Source organism: Pseudomonas sp. BO3-4, from assembly GCF_034044115.1.
GTDB classification, from domain to species: domain Bacteria; phylum Pseudomonadota; class Gammaproteobacteria; order Pseudomonadales; family Pseudomonadaceae; genus Aquipseudomonas; species Aquipseudomonas alloputida.
Window position 1 is genome coordinate 1,293,222 of sequence record NZ_CP139018.1, and the last position, 14,643, is coordinate 1,307,864.

General features: G+C 58.5%; 8 protein-coding genes and 2 rRNA genes. All 10 read left to right on the plus strand.

Annotated elements, in window-relative coordinates:
* Nucleotides 1-93 precede the first annotated feature (93 nt).
* The 10 genes from REH59_RS05910 (at nucleotide 94) to REH59_RS05955 (ending at nucleotide 14,576) form a co-directional block, all read left to right on the plus strand.
* Nucleotides 94-2,986 (plus strand): 23S ribosomal RNA (locus REH59_RS05910).
* Nucleotides 2,987-3,117: 131 nt separating this feature from the next.
* Nucleotides 3,118-3,233: ribosomal RNA gene (gene rrf, locus REH59_RS05915) — 5S ribosomal RNA — on the plus strand.
* A 923-nt stretch (nucleotides 3,234-4,156) separates the two neighbouring features.
* Complete coding sequence (locus REH59_RS05920) at nucleotides 4,157-5,800, plus strand: acetolactate synthase large subunit (RefSeq protein WP_004576806.1); 1,644 nt, start codon at nucleotides 4,157-4,159, stop codon at nucleotides 5,798-5,800.
* Nucleotides 5,801-5,942: 142 nt separating this feature from the next.
* Nucleotides 5,943-7,877 carry a flavin monoamine oxidase family protein gene (locus REH59_RS05925; RefSeq protein WP_014860616.1) on the plus strand — a complete coding sequence of 645 codons (1,935 nt, stop codon included), beginning with the start codon at nucleotides 5,943-5,945 and terminating at the stop codon, nucleotides 7,875-7,877.
* Nucleotides 7,878-8,022: 145 nt separating this feature from the next.
* On the plus strand, nucleotides 8,023-8,919 hold the full coding sequence (locus tag REH59_RS05930) for a nitrilase family protein (protein ID WP_320450406.1): 897 nt from the start codon (nucleotides 8,023-8,025) through the stop codon (nucleotides 8,917-8,919).
* A 10-nt stretch (nucleotides 8,920-8,929) separates the two neighbouring features.
* The gene (locus REH59_RS05935; protein ID WP_014860614.1) at nucleotides 8,930-10,084 is read left to right on the plus strand and encodes a hypothetical protein; all 1,155 of its coding nucleotides are present in this window, start codon (nucleotides 8,930-8,932) and stop codon (nucleotides 10,082-10,084) included.
* Entirely contained in the window at nucleotides 10,081-11,070 is a 990-nt protein-coding gene (locus REH59_RS05940) for an asparaginase (RefSeq protein ID WP_014860613.1), read from the plus strand. The genes REH59_RS05935 and REH59_RS05940 overlap by 4 nt, the downstream gene beginning before the upstream one ends.
* 91 nt (nucleotides 11,071-11,161) lie before the next feature.
* Entirely contained in the window at nucleotides 11,162-11,713 is a 552-nt protein-coding gene (locus REH59_RS05945) for a UPF0149 family protein (RefSeq protein WP_014860612.1), read from the plus strand.
* Nucleotides 11,714-11,882: 169 nt separating this feature from the next.
* Nucleotides 11,883-12,512, plus strand: coding sequence for a glutathione S-transferase family protein (locus REH59_RS05950; protein ID WP_012051444.1), 630 nt, complete (start codon nucleotides 11,883-11,885; stop codon nucleotides 12,510-12,512).
* Between the two features lie 27 nt (nucleotides 12,513-12,539).
* A complete protein-coding gene (locus REH59_RS05955; RefSeq protein ID WP_014860611.1) occupies nucleotides 12,540-14,576 on the plus strand; it encodes a pyridoxamine 5'-phosphate oxidase family protein in 2,037 nt (678 codons plus the stop codon).
* The last annotated feature ends 67 nt before the right edge of the window (nucleotides 14,577-14,643 follow it).

Genomic DNA, 14,643 nt, shown 5'->3' on the forward strand with positions numbered 1-14,643 from the left:
AGGTAAAATTTGTGAGTTCTGCTCGAAAGAGCAACGTACGAATTTTCGGCGAATGTCGTCTTCACAGTATAACCAGATTGCTTGGGGTTATATGGTCAAGTGAAGAAGCGCATACGGTGGATGCCTTGGCAGTCAGAGGCGATGAAAGACGTGGTAGCCTGCGATAAGCTTTGGGGAGTCGGCAAACAGACTGTGATCCAGAGATCTCTGAATGGGGGAACCCAGCCAGCATAAGCTGGTTATCTTGTACTGAATACATAGGTGCAAGAGGCGAACCAGGGGAACTGAAACATCTAAGTACCCTGAGGAAAAGAAATCAACCGAGATTCCCTTAGTAGTGGCGAGCGAACGGGGACCAGCCCTTAAGTTGGTTTGAGATTAGTGGAACGCTCTGGAAAGTGCGGCCATAGTGGGTGATAGCCCCGTACACGAAAATCTCTTATCAATGAAATCGAGTAGGACGGAGCACGAGAAACTTTGTCTGAATATGGGGGGACCATCCTCCAAGGCTAAATACTACTGACTGACCGATAGTGAACCAGTACCGTGAGGGAAAGGCGAAAAGAACCCCGGAGAGGGGAGTGAAATAGAACCTGAAACCGTATGCGTACAAGCAGTGGGAGCCTACTTTGTTAGGTGACTGCGTACCTTTTGTATAATGGGTCAGCGACTTATATTCAGTGGCGAGCTTAACCGAATAGGGGAGGCGTAGCGAAAGCGAGTCTTAATAGGGCGTTTAGTCGCTGGGTATAGACCCGAAACCGGGCGATCTATCCATGGGCAGGTTGAAGGTTAGGTAACACTGACTGGAGGACCGAACCGACTACCGTTGAAAAGTTAGCGGATGACCTGTGGATCGGAGTGAAAGGCTAATCAAGCTCGGAGATAGCTGGTTCTCCTCGAAAGCTATTTAGGTAGCGCCTCATGTATCACTGTAGGGGGTAGAGCACTGTTTCGGCTAGGGGGTCATCCCGACTTACCAAACCGATGCAAACTCCGAATACCTACAAGTGCCGAGCATGGGAGACACACGGCGGGTGCTAACGTCCGTCGTGAAAAGGGAAACAACCCAGACCGTCAGCTAAGGTCCCAAAGTCATGGTTAAGTGGGAAACGATGTGGGAAGGCTTAGACAGCTAGGAGGTTGGCTTAGAAGCAGCCACCCTTTAAAGAAAGCGTAATAGCTCACTAGTCGAGTCGGCCTGCGCGGAAGATGTAACGGGGCTCAAACCATGCACCGAAGCTACGGGTATCATCGTATGATGATGCGGTAGAGGAGCGTTCTGTAAGCCTGTGAAGGTGAGTTGAGAAGCTTGCTGGAGGTATCAGAAGTGCGAATGCTGACATGAGTAACGACAATGCGAGTGAAAAACTCGCACGCCGAAAGACCAAGGTTTCCTGCGCAACGTTAATCGACGCAGGGTTAGTCGGTCCCTAAGGCGAGGCTGAAAAGCGTAGTCGATGGAAAACAGGTTAATATTCCTGTACTTCCAGTTATTGCGATGGAGGGACGGAGAAGGTTAGGCCAGCCTGGCGTTGGTTGTCCAGGTTTAAGGTGGTAGGCTGAAATCTTAGGCAAATCCGGGATTTCAAGGCCGAGAGCTGATGACGAGTTGCCTTTAGGCGACGAAGTGGTTGATACCATGCTTCCAAGAAAAGCTCCTAAGCTTCAGATAACTGGGAACCGTACCCCAAACCGACACAGGTGGTTAGGTAGAGAATACCAAGGCGCTTGAGAGAACTCGGGTGAAGGAACTAGGCAAAATGGCACCGTAACTTCGGGAGAAGGTGCGCCGGCGAGGGTTAAGGACTTGCTCCGTAAGCCCATGCCGGTCGAAGATACCAGGCCGCTGCGACTGTTTATTAAAAACACAGCACTCTGCAAACACGAAAGTGGACGTATAGGGTGTGACGCCTGCCCGGTGCCGGAAGGTTAATTGATGGGGTTAGCGCAAGCGAAGCTCTTGATCGAAGCCCCGGTAAACGGCGGCCGTAACTATAACGGTCCTAAGGTAGCGAAATTCCTTGTCGGGTAAGTTCCGACCTGCACGAATGGCGTAACGATGGCGGCGCTGTCTCCACCCGAGACTCAGTGAAATTGAAATCGCTGTGAAGATGCAGTGTATCCGCGGCTAGACGGAAAGACCCCGTGAACCTTTACTATAGCTTTGCACTGGACTTTGAATTTGCTTGTGTAGGATAGGTGGGAGGCTTTGAAGTGGGGACGCCAGTTCTCATGGAGCCATCCTTGAAATACCACCCTGGCAACTTTGAGGTTCTAACTCAGGTCCGTTATCCGGATCGAGGACAGTGTATGGTGGGTAGTTTGACTGGGGCGGTCTCCTCCCAAAGAGTAACGGAGGAGTACGAAGGTGCGCTCAGACCGGTCGGAAATCGGTCGTAGAGTATAAAGGCAAAAGCGCGCTTGACTGCGAGACAAACACGTCGAGCAGGTACGAAAGTAGGTCTTAGTGATCCGGTGGTTCTGTATGGAAGGGCCATCGCTCAACGGATAAAAGGTACTCCGGGGATAACAGGCTGATACCGCCCAAGAGTTCATATCGACGGCGGTGTTTGGCACCTCGATGTCGGCTCATCACATCCTGGGGCTGAAGCCGGTCCCAAGGGTATGGCTGTTCGCCATTTAAAGTGGTACGCGAGCTGGGTTTAGAACGTCGTGAGACAGTTCGGTCCCTATCTGCCGTGGACGTTTGAGATTTGAGAGGGGCTGCTCCTAGTACGAGAGGACCGGAGTGGACGAACCTCTGGTGTTCCGGTTGTCACGCCAGTGGCATTGCCGGGTAGCTATGTTCGGAAGAGATAACCGCTGAAAGCATCTAAGCGGGAAACTTGCCTCAAGATGAGATCTCACTGGGATCTTGAATCCCCTGAAGGGCCGTCGAAGACTACGACGTTGATAGGTTGGGTGTGTAAGCGCTGTGAGGCGTTGAGCTAACCAATACTAATTGCCCGTGAGGCTTGACCATATAACACCCAAGCAATTTGCTGACGCAGATTGCGGTGGTGAAGACGAAAGACCCGAAAATTCGTAAGACCACAAATATCGCATATCCGAATTCGCTGGGCTGTCCATCTGGACATTCTGGCAACAGAATTTCTTGACGACCATAGAGCATTGGAACCACCTGATCCCATCCCGAACTCAGTAGTGAAACGATGCATCGCCGATGGTAGTGTGGGGTTTCCCCATGTGAGAGTAGGTCATCGTCAAGATTCATTTCGCAAAACCCCTATCTGCGCATGCAGGTAGGGGTTTTGTCTTTGTGGGCAAAAAAACTGGACCTGCTCGAATCACTGTGGGAACAGGCAGCTCGGTGGAGGGCACCGGCTTCGCCGGTGTTCGCGGGTAAACCCGCTCCTACAATGGCCTGTGTCCCCCCCCCGATGTGTGTCCACCACCAAACTGTGTAGGAGCGGGTTTACCCGCGAATACGGTGGCGGCGGCAACGGTGAACGGCGGGTGGAAATTGGCCAGCAGGGCCGGCCTCTTCGCGGGTAAGCCCGCTCCTACGACGGCCTGTGTCCACCCCCCGATGTGTGTCCACCACCAATCTGTGTAGGAGCGGGTTTACCCGCGAATACGGTGGTGGCGGCAACGGTGAACGGCGGGTGGAAATTGGCCAGCAGGGCCGGCCTCTTCGCGGGTGAACCCGCTCCTACGACGGCCTGTGTCCCCCCCCGATGTGTGTCCACCACCAATCTGTGTAGGAGCGGGTTTACCCGCGAATACGGTGGCGGCGGCAACGGTGAACGGCGGGTGGAAATTGGCCAGCAGGGCCGGCCTCTTCGCGGGTAAACCCGCTCCTACGACGGCCTGTGTCCACCCCCCGATGTGTGTCCACCACCAAACTGTGTAGGAGCGGGTTTACCCGCGAATACGGTGGCGGCGGCAATGGTGAACGGCAAGTGGAAATTGGCCAGCAGGGCCGGCCTCTTCGCGGGTAAACCCGCTCCTACAGAGGATGGTGCGACGCCAGGCTAGAATGGCCTCCACGCATCATTAACGTGACTTTCCCGCCCCCCCCCTACGTCAAGACTTTGGTTCGGGGCACTTCTGCTCTGGACCTGGCGATGCCAGCGTACCGTGCTGCGCATTTCTGGACTTCCCCGTCCCATCACTTGAGGTAGCAAGCAAGATGGCCAAGGCCGCCGATGTCGTTGTGCAATGCCTGGAAAACGAAGGTGTCGAGTATGTATTCGGCATTCCCGGTGAGGAAAACCTCGACCTGCTCGAATCCCTGCGCAAGTCGAAGATCAAGCTGGTACTGACCCGTCACGAGCAGTCTGCAGGTTTCATGGCTGCCACCTACGGTCGTCTGACCGGCAAGACCGGCGTCAGCCTGTCGACCCTCGGCCCTGGTGCCACCAACCTGGTGACCGCCAGCGCCTACGCCTACCTGGGCGGCATGCCGATGATGATGATCACCGGGCAGAAGCCGATCAAGAAGTCCAAGCAGGGTCGCTTCCAGATCATTGACGTGTGCGGCATGATGGACCCCATCACCAAGTACACCCACCAGTTCGCCTCGGCCGACAACATCCCGGCCCGCATGCGCGAAGCCTTCCGCCTGGCCGAAGAAGAAAAGCCGGGTGCGGTGCACCTGGAGCTGCCGGAAGACATCGCCGCCGAGCAGACCGACGCGCTGCCGATCCCGCGCAGCCTGCACCGCCGCCCGCTGGCCGAGCACGTGGCCATTGAAGCTGCCGTCGAGAAACTGCAGAACGCGCGTAACCCGATCCTGGTGATCGGTGCCGGTGCCAACCGCAAGATGACCGCCAAGGTCCTCAAGCAACTGATCGACAAGACCGGCATCCCGTTCATCACCACCCAGATGGGTAAAGGCGTGGTCGACGAGCGCCACCCGCGCTTCCTCGGCAACGCTGCGCTGTCGTCGGGCGACTTCGTTCACCGCGCCGTCGAAGCCGCCGACCTGATCATCAACATCGGCCACGATGTGATCGAGAAGCCGCCGTTCTTCATGGTCCGTGGCGGCACCGAAGTCATCCACATCAACTTCCGCTCTGCCGAAGTCGATGCTGTGTACTTCCCGCAAGTAGAAGTGATCGGCGACATCGCCAACGCCGTGTGGCAGATCAGTGAAGCACTGAACGACACGTCGCACTGGGACTTCACCCGCCTGATGGCCATCCGTGAAGCCAACGAAGCACAGATCGCCGAAGGCGCCGACGACGACCGCTTCCCGGTCTACCCACAGCGCATGGTGGCTGACATCCGTCGTGTACTGCCGTCCGAAGGCATCGTCGCCCTGGACAACGGCATCTACAAGATCTGGTTCGCCCGCAACTACAAAGCGCACAAGCCAAACACCGTGCTGCTGGACAACGCCCTGGCGACCATGGGCGCCGGCCTGCCATCGGCAATGGCTGCGCATCTGGTGCACCCGGACCGCCCGGTAATCTCGGTGTGTGGTGACGGCGGCTTCATGATGAACAGCCAGGAATTGGAGACTGCAGTACGTCTGGGCATGCACATCACCGTGGTGATCCTGCGTGACGACGGCTACGGCATGATCCGCTGGAAGCAGGCCAACATGGGCTTCACCGATTTCGGCCTGGACTACGGCAACCCGGACTTCGTCAAGTATGCCGAAGCCTACGGCGCCAACGGCCACCGCGTGGAAAGCGCCGAAGGCCTGCTGCCGCTGCTGGAGCACTGCATCAAGACCCCAGGTGTGCACGTGATCGACTGCCCGGTCGATTACAGCGAGAACGACCGCATCCTCAACAGCGAGCTGCGTGAGCGCGCGCTGGCGGTGTAAGCCCTGACGACCTTATCGCTGTAAGCCGGCACCCACAGGTATCTCAGATCCTGTAGGTGCCGGCGGGTGGTAGTTAGCAACCACTTCACGCCTGTTGCAATTGATCATTCTCAGGTTCTCTACTCATGGAGAACCCGAGAACATGACTATTGGTTCAACACACAACCATCCTGCCGATCTGGCCATCGACCCATCACGGCCTATGCAGCCATGGGCCGCACGTTTCCCTAATCCCCCGGATCTCTGCTTCGACTACCGCCGGCTTCTCGAACAAGAGGGCGGCGTCGCACGTGCCACACAACCCGATCACCGCATTTGCATCGTCGGTGCCGGAGTTACCGGGCTGACTGCTGCCCGCGAGTTATTGCGCTGTGGTTTCAACCGTATCACCTTGATTGAGCAGTCCCGGCGTGTAGGCGGGCGACACCTGACGGTCGTGAACAGCTCAGCAAGCCACAAGCAACCTGCAACCCCTTTTGAAATGGGGGCGATGCGCATGCCGTTCTTCAATAGGACTGGAGAGTCGCCTAAAGAGGGTCGCTCGCTCATGGCCTATTACGCAAAGCTGTTCGAGCTGCGGATTTCTGACTTCCCTAACCCAGGTACACCTTGGGTGAATGCTACGGGAATTTATCTTCGCGAAGGTCAATTAGAAGGGGAAGGTGACCCGGGTCTTTTGATCTGGCGTAATCCGTCAGGCGAAACCCCACCCCCTACGGCAGCCTTGCAGCAGGTCTACGAGAAATGGCGCAATTTTGCTCAGCAATTTGCTGAACATGTTGCCGCGGTTTATGGCACGTCAAGCTGGGAGTCGATATGGCGGGAAATCGTCGAACGCTATCATCGACTGTCGTTCAGGGATCTGGTGCATTTGCCCGCCCTTGCTGCCTGGGATCCTGAAAACCCGGGTGACTTTGGCGGTTTGGGCATGAGCAGTGACGAGTCAGCCATTTTCTATGCAATCGGTATTGGCGATGGCAGCTGGGGAGCATTTTATGATGTTTGCTGCCTGTACCCGCTACGTACGGCAATCTTTGGCTTCAGCAGTCACTTGCAGTTGGTGCATGGCCGTGTGGATTCAGGAGGGGTGCCTTACACTGCGCCGCATCTTGAAGCAAACAATATCCCTGATAGCAGGGGATTGCCGTTTCAAGGGCCAGCTTATCTCGGACTTGCGGCCCTCGACGAAAGCCTTTTGCACCTAGACGTCGGCATGGGTGGGATCTCGCTATATGAACATCTTCTGAAAACAAGTGATGGGCTACTGACTGATACGTCCGTGTGTGCGGTGCAGAAGCTGGAAAGTGGCCGTATTCGGGTCGGATACCGTTGGCGATGCAGTGATCCGTTACACGAGAGCACCGAATATGAAGACTTCGACAGCGTAATCATGACCACTCCGTCATGGCTGATCGAAACCAACATCAGCCTCAGCGGCTTCACCCGCCAGATGTTGCCGCAGCCGATTATCGATGCCTGGAAGCATGCCCATTGGGAGACCAGTTGCAAGGTCTATGCACCGTTGAAGAAAAGTTTCCTCGACCACAAGCCGATGCCGCAAATTCTGATTACCGATAGCTTTGTGCACGATGTCTATGCCTATCGGTACAACGATAGCTATCCAGATGACTGCATTCTCCTCAGTTATACCTGGGAGGATGACGCTACCAAATTGGCAGCCTTCTCTGATGCGGAGTTGGCGAGTAAATGTCTGAAGGAGCTCGATCGGATCCTTCTACGCTGCACCAATGTGGGGGAGGCTATTTCACCTTACGTCGATACTCGAAATATTTGCATACAGCGTTGGATCACAGATCGAAATGCGCTCGGGTGCGCGAAGTTGTATAGGGCAGGTACCTACTTTGATGCTGTAAACCTGATGAAATACAACCGAGACCTGAGTGCGCGCTCAGGGCTGTATCTGGCTGGCGAGTCCTTCTCAGTTGACGCTGGATGGACCGAGCCGTGTTTGCGCACGGCAATCGATACGGTCATCAACCTCTGCAACAACACGTCAGCCGAGTTCAATGGTGGCTTTACCCTCGAGTACTACCCCCACTATCAGGTTGGGAAATAACGGCGTACGGGTCATTTTGTAGGGGGAGTCCTACTGCCATTGTGTGATTTTCCTTTGGTTCCATAGGACTCTCCTGACTGTCGCTCCCTGACCCAACATCGCTTTACTGGCGTCCTTCCAAAACAACCACAAGAAGGAAGCCGCCATGTCTGAATCCTGTTCCCCCGTCAGCCCCGTACGTATCGCTGTCATCCAGTACGACCCTCAGGTCGGTCTTGAGCACTGTGAGAGCAACGTGAGCAGAGGCCTGGCATTGGCCCGGCGCGCAGCACGCGAAGGTGCCAACCTGATCGTACTGCCTGAACTGGCCAACACGGGCTACACCTTCAACTCCCGTGCCGATGCCTATTCCCATGCGCAGGTGCTGCAGGACGGCCCTTGCCTGAAAACCTGGGCCGACTTCGCCAAGCAGTACCAGGTATACCTGGCTGCGGGGTTTGCCGAACGTGACGGGCTGAAGCTATACGACAGTGCTGTACTGTTTGGCCCCGAAGGCCTGCTCGGGCACTACCGCAAAGCGCATCTGTGGAACCAGGAAAAGCTTTGGTTCACCCCTGGTGACCTGGGGTTCCCGGTGTTCGAGACGCCTATCGGCCGTATCGGCCTGCTGATCTGCTGGGACATCTGGTTCCCGGAAGTGCCACGGGTGATGGCCGCGCAAGGTGCCGACATCATCTGCAGCCTCAACAACTGGGTATGGACCCCGCCGCCGTTGTTCGATGATGCAGGGCGCTGCATGGCCTCGTACCTGACCATGACGGCAGCGCATGTCACCAACGTTTATATCGCCGCCGCGAACCGCGTCGGCAGTGAGCGGGGCGGGCGCTTCCTGGGCTGCTCGCTGATCGCCGGTACTCATGGCTGGCCGATCGGCGAGGTGGGCAGTGCAGAAGCCGAGGAGATTATCTATGCCGATGTCGATTTGAGCAGTGCACGGTCGGCACCGATCTGGAACAGCCTCAACGACCTGCCAAGAGACCGGCGAACCGACCTCTACGATGCCACCCTTGGCTATCGCTTGCATGCACCTATGCCACGTTGAGGAGTTGCGAATGAACACGCACTTCTTCTCACGACAGCAGCATTGGCTTGTGTTGATGTTCGGCTGCCTGCTGGTGTTTCTCGCTGCAAGCCTTGCCCATGGCCAATGGCTGGATTATGCACAGAGGGTGGCGACGCTCGATGAGCCGCTCAGCCGCTTGCGCTGGATTGTTGGTGATATCAGTGAAGTGGCTTTCTACAAGCACGAACTGCCCGCGCTGGGCTTGCTGCTGGGCGCGTGCCTGGCGCACTGGGCGCAGGTGCGAGGGTACCGCTGGCAGGGCTTTGCCATTTGCTATGGCAGCGGATTATGGCCATGGGTGTTTACCAGCTCGCTCTTGGGCTTGCTGCTCAGCCATGCGTTGTGGGGATGGACCTTGGCCAGTGGCATCTGGCAACCAACGTTCGTTGCCTTCGTGTCATTGCCGGCAGCCATGGTCTTGCTTTTTGGTGCGGGCTGGCGGGTGACGATCACGGGGGCGCTACTGGGGGCACTACTGGTAACACCGGCCAGCCTGCTGATGGTCAATTACCTGTGTTATCCCCTGCAGTTGCCCGTGGTAGTGGGCAATGTGAGTGGCATGGCTGTGGCAAGCGTCGTGGCCTTCATCCTGTGCAAGCGCTTTCCTTCATGGGTACGCCAATGCGGTGAACCCACCGTCGTGGCGCCGGTTGTCAATCAGCCTGACTACGGTGTGGTCTGGACTTTGCGGCGCGTTCTGGCCGACTTCAGCGAAGCCCCATTCTTTGGTAATGAATTGGCCAGCCTCGGGCTACTGCTGGGTGTGTTGCTGGCTTACCTGTTGAGCCCGGCTGCACTGTCCTACGGTTCTATGCTGGTGATGCAAATAGTGGCCGGGCAGGCCCTGGCATCCCTGGTCGGGGTTGTATGCTGGCGTGGACAGTGGAAAGCCCGTGGGTGGTACCCTACCTACATTCCGATCGTGTCGATCGTCCCGGCCGCGGTGTTGACACATGGCGGCAGCTGGCAAGTGGTGGTGGCCAGTGCAGTGCTGGGTGCCCTGGTGGCTCCGCCGCTGGCAGTGGCGATCACTCAGCGGTTGCCGGCCTATGTGCATGGCTACATCGGCAATGTGGTGTCGATGGCCATCTGCACGCTTGGCATTGTGCCGATAGTCGGGTTGATTGTGGGGGGAGAAGCATGAGCGAACATTCGAGCCTGCCCAGGCTGTCGATCGCCACTCTGGGCGGCACGGTCAGTATGCGGCTGGGTACTGTCGGGGATGGTGTGACGCCAAGCCTGGATTGTGAGCGGCAACTGCTTCAGGTTCCACAGTTGCGCGAGATGGCGCAGTTGAACGTTGCTTCATTGTGCCTGCTCCCCAGTGCATCGCTGGGCTTCGCGACGTTGCTGGAGGTGCTGGCATGGGCCCGGGGCGAGGTGGAGCGCGGAGCCCAGGCTTTGGTATTGAGCCAAGGGACCGACAGCCTTGAGGAAACGGCCTATTTCCTGGATCTGCTCTGGCCATTCGATGCGCCATTGGTGATGACCGGTGCCATGCGCTCGGCGAGTCAGCCGGGCAATGATGGGCCGGCCAATTTGTTGGCTGCGGCTCAGGTTGCATTGGCACAAGACAGCCGTGGGCGAGGTGTGCTTGTGGTCATGAATGATCAGGTCCACTGCGCGGCAAGGGTTCGCAAGACGGCCAGCCTGGCGATGGCGGCATTCGAGTCGCCCGGATGTGGCCCGTTGGGCGACGTTGTGGAGGGTGTTGTGTTGTATCGCCATCCGCCCGGGCGACGGGAAGTGTTGCCGTTACCGTATCGCACCGACCAGCGCGTTGCCCTGCTGGAAGCCTGCCTGGACGCAGACACGGCGCTGCTGCAGGCTGTGGCCGCATTGGGTTACGAGGGGGTGGTCATCGCCGGTTTCGGTGCTGGTCATGTTTCTGCCAGTTGGTCCGAAGTGCTGGAACACCTGGCGCCCACCTTGCCGGTATTGGTTGCTACACGCACTGGGAGAGGGCCTACAGCCCGGGCAACCTACGGGTTTGCTGGCGCAGAAATCGACTTGCAGAAAAAAGGCGTCTACATGGCTGGGCCACTCTGCCCGCGCAAATGCCGCATCTTGCTGTGGCTGCTGATAGGCACCGACCGGCAACATGAGCTGCAGGCCTGGTTGCAGCCCTGAACCATCTGCCCGCGCGGGCGTTCGCGCGGGCAGCCCTTCCGGCGTTGCTGTGCTAGGGTGCACACACTTTTGCTTCCCAGGATTCTTACCCATGCTCCCCGTACTCAGCGAAAAAGAACTCGACCGCCTCGAAGACCTGCTGATCACCTATGGCAATGACTACTCGGTGCTGGACCTGGCCGAGCTCAATGGCTTTTTCGTCGCACTCGCCAGTTCGCCGATCACTGTCCTGCCGGAACAATGGCTGCCGGCGGTAGCGGGTGGCAAGGTACCGAAGTTCAAGAAGCCCGCCCATGAGGAGGCCTACACGGCATTGATGCTGCGTTATGCCAGCCAGGTGGCAGAAGAACTGAGCAATGAGGTCGACCAGTTCGAACCGCTATTCGAGGAACGCGAATGCGAGCAGGGCACTGTGATCGTGATGGAGGAGTGGTGTTTCGGCTACATGCGCGGTACCCAGGTGGCCGGTTGGGGCGAGTTGCCACCGGAGCAGGCCCCGCTCCTCAAGGCCATTTCGCTACATGGGTTGGAAGATAACTTCGAGCTGCTGGACCAGATGAGCGATGAGGATATCCAGGCCTGTGTGCCGCAGGTGGTCGAGGCTGCGCGTGGGCTGTACCGACATTTCAAAAAACTGCACTGATCGGATCGTAGGCTAGCGCTCACCTGCAGGCGCCAGCGCAAGTGTTTGGAAACCATTATTCCGCCCTGCGAAATTATGGTTTCCCCTGCGCACTGATTCTGCTACCAGCCGATCCAGTGCAGCATGTGCTCCATCAGCCCCATCCCGGCGCTGACCAGGAGCCAAGCCCATGTCGAACCCGATCAAGCTCTACAACTTCCCCAAGTCTGGCCATGCTCATCGCATCGAGTTGATGCTCTCGCTACTGAACCTGCCCACCGAGCTGGTGTTCGTCGACCTGGCCAAAGGCGCGCACAAGCAGCCGGACTTCCTCGCCCTCAACCCGTTCGGCCAGGTTCCGGTCATTGATGACAACGGCACGGTGATTGCCGACTCCAACGCCATCCTCGTCTACCTGGCCAAAAAGTATGACAACGGCGCCTGGCTGCCCGAAGAACCTGCCGCCGCCGCCCGTGTGCAACGCTGGTTATCAGTCGCTGCCGGCCCGCTGGCCTTTGGCCCGGCCGCCGCCCGCCTGGTCACGGTGTTCGGGGCTTCATTCAATGCCGACGAAGTGATTTCCCGTGCCCACACCTTGCTCAAGGTGATCGATGCCGAGTTGGCGAAGACGCCATTCCTGGCGGGTAGCACACCCACGATTGCGGACATTGCCAACTACTCCTACATCGCTCACGCCCCTGAAGGCAACGTGTCGCTGGAGCCCTATGCCAATGTGCGCAACTGGCTGGCGCGGATCGAGGCGCTGCCGCGTTTCGTCCCCATGCCGCGCACCGTGATCGGGCTGCAAACCCACGCCTGAAACCCCGCCATCGCGAGGAGCGCCGCCATGCAACAATCTCCTGATCACCGCCCCTCGCCCTGGCATACGGGTGAAAAGACCCTGCAGGAAAAGGTCGGTGTAGCAGAACGCATGGAGGCGTTCGGGCAAAAGGTCATTCGTGACCACATGCCCGACCAGCACCGAACGTTCTATCACCAGTTACCCTTCATGGTCGCCGCCAGTGTGGATGCCCAGGGTCGGCCTTGGGCCACGCTGCTGGAGGGGCCAGAAGGGTTCGTAAGCTCGCCCGACCCTCGTATGCTGACGATCCACACCACGCTGCCAGCAGATGACCCCGCCACCCCCGGGTTGGCAGCCGGGCAGGCGGTCGGCCTGCTGGGGATCGAACTGCACACCCGTCGGCGCAATCGCATCAACGGGCAGATCCGCCACGCTGCCCAAGGGCAACTGCAAGTGGCCGTAGAGCAGGCGTTTGGCAACTGCCCGCAGTACATCCAGTTGCGTGACTACACCCGCGTCACCGAACCCGCCCTCGGGCGCATCGATGCGACAACACTGGATACCTCAACCGTCAGCATGATCCAGGCGGCCGATACCTTCTTCGTCGCCAGCTATGTCGAGCATGCTGACGGCCAGCGCTCGGTAGATGTCTCTCACCGTGGTGGCCGGCCAGGGTTCATCAAGGTCGAAGGCAATCGGCTGACGATTCCCGACTATGCTGGCAATCTGCATTTCAACACCTTGGGTAATCTGGTGGTCAACCCGCGGGCCGGCTTGCTGTTCATCGACTTCAATAATGGCAATGTGTTGCAACTGTACGGGCGTGCCGAGGTGCTGCTGGACAGCCCGGCCATCCAGGCCTTTGAAGGGGCTGAGCGGTTATGGACACTGCAGGTCGAGCAGGTGGTGTGGCGTCCGGCAGCCGTTGCCCTGCGCTGGGCTTTCAAGGAATACGCGCCGACCAGTCTGATGACCGGTACCTGGGCCGAGGCCGATGCGCGCCTGGAGCAGCGGCGACAACAGCGCCAATGGCTGGCCTGGCGGGTGCTGCGGGTGGAGCAGGAAAGCCGCGACATCCGCTCGTTCTATCTCGAACCACCGGCAGGCTGCCGTGTGGCCTTTGCCCCTGGCCAGCATCTGCCTGTGCAGGTGACGCGTGATGGCGAGCCGGCGCTGATCCGCACCTACAGCCTTTCAAGTGCCCCCGACGATGGATTCTTGCGCATCAGCGTCAAAGCCCAGGGCCCGGCTTCGCGGTATTTGCATGAGCACGTTGTGGCCGGCGAGGTGTTGAATGTGCGGCCGCCGATGGGCAGCTTCACGCTTGATCAGCAAAGCACGCGCCCGTTGGTGCTGATCGGCGCGGGCGTGGGCATCACGCCGTTGCTGGCCATGCTGCGTCAGCAGTTGAGGACGGGGCAGGCCCGGCGCATTCATCTGTTCCATGGCGCACGCAGCCTGGCCGACTTGCCGTTCCAGCAGGAACTGGCGACCTTGCAGCAACAGGCTGGCGAACTACTGCATATACACCGCGCCCTGAGCCAGCCTGAAGGGCACGCGCAGGTCGGTCGTGATTACGAGTTTGCCGGCCGGTTGGGTATCGAACAGGTCAAGGCAACGCTGGCGTTGGACGACTACGATTTCTACCTGTGTGGGCCGGGCAGCTTCACCCAGCAGCTTTACGAAGGGCTGCGTGGGGTGCATGTGCCGGATGCGCGGATTCACGCCGAAGCGTTTGGCCCGTCGACGCTGCGGCGGCACACCGACGCAGATCAGCCAATCTTGCAACAGCCGCCTGCCGCCGACGAACCGGTGCCGGTGTATTTTGCTGCGTCGGCCAAGGAGGCTCGCTGGGTGCCCGGTAGCGGCACCTTGCTGGAACTGGCCGAGGCGCGTGGGCTGGCACCGGAGTTCAGTTGCCGGGGTGGTTCGTGTGGTACCTGCAAGACCCGGCTGGTGAGCGGCCAGGTGCATTATCCGAATCCGCCGGCAGAGTTGCCGGAGGCAGGGTCGGTGCTGATCTGTTGTGCTGTGCCAGCGAAGGGGGAGGAGGGGATGCAGGCGTTGGTGCTGGATGTCTGATTCAAGCCAGTCGTAGGAGCGGGCTTGCCCGCGAAGAGGCCGGCACAGCTAACACCACGCATCCAGA